Annotated in this window: 2 pseudogenes; one reads left to right on the forward strand and one right to left on the reverse strand. The window is 44.3% G+C overall.

Going from position 1 to position 1185, the window contains the following annotated elements:
- Positions 1–340: pseudogene (locus ACUU1I_RS20620) on the reverse strand (transposase); the annotation flags it as partial.
- 93 nt (positions 341–433) lie between these two features.
- Here ACUU1I_RS20620 and ACUU1I_RS20625 point away from each other — a divergent pair.
- Positions 434–613: pseudogene (locus ACUU1I_RS20625) on the forward strand (porin); the annotation flags it as partial.
- Positions 614–1185 lie beyond the last annotated feature (572 nt).

The raw sequence follows: 1185 nt of genomic DNA on the forward strand, positions 1-1185 counted from the left end.
GCGCGTGCGCTATCCACTTTTTTGCACGCCCATATTCAACGGCTTCTTTAAGGAGTTCATTTTCCATCGTTTTTTTGCCGAGCAGGCGCTGGAGTTCTTTAATCTGCTTCATGGCAGCAGCAAGTTCAGAGGCAGGAACGACCTGTTCTCCTGCGGCCACAGCAGTAAGACTTCCCTCCTAGTATTGCTTGCGCCAGAGAAATAACTGGCTGGCTGCCACACCGTGTTGCCGGGCAACAAGGGAGACCGTCATTCCCGGTTCAAAACTCTGCTGAACAATAGCGATCTTTTCCTGTGTAGTACGCCGTCTGCGTTTCTCCGGTCCTAAGACATCAATCATCTGCTCTCCAATGACTAGTCTAAAAACTAGTATTAAGACTATCACTTAAATAAGTGATATTGGTTGTCTGGAGATTCAGGGGGCCAGTCTACAGGTTACAAAGATTCTGATCGTCTGAACTATATTGAAATCGGTACCTGGTATTACTTCAATAAGAATATGAACATATATACCGCTTATCAGATCAACCTGCTTGATAAGAGTGATTATGTTCTCGCTCATGGACTGAACACCGACGACCAACTGGCAGTTGGTATCGTCTACCAGTTCTAATCAGCCAACGCGCCGAGGCGTGTTACTGTAAAACATAACACCAGCCTGAGTTCGTCCCTCATCGAACTCAGGCTTTTTTATTGGCATTTCATCTCCATCTGCGGCACACGCAATTGCCAAAGCATATCGATACGGCACATTCCCCTGCCCCTGCTGGCACAATAACATCTACCAGCTACTCTTCAACCCAACACCCCAAATGCATTTCTTTATAAATTTAATCTGTAACAAAACCGCTTCCCATATAGAAATATTTGCAAAAATAGTGCATGAAAAAAGCTTTTCCCTACCAATCCGGGATATAAATAATCATCAGTACCACAATTATTCCACAGCAATAAATCTCTTCCCGCCGCTCCGGACCTCTGATAATGGTCTAAAATCATTGAGGCCACTTGCGACGACATTGCTCAATGAGGAAAGTTTGGCGTGAATAATATTCAACACCAGTGCAGAATCATCATTACATACTTATGCCCGCCAACTACCGCTTTCGATATATTGACTCAATTTTTCAGCCTGGTTAAAAATAGCGACCAGCTCAGTCGCAAATATAGTGACTACCCTAACTA

It is taken from the genome of Shigella sp. SIG3, assembly GCF_053555855.1.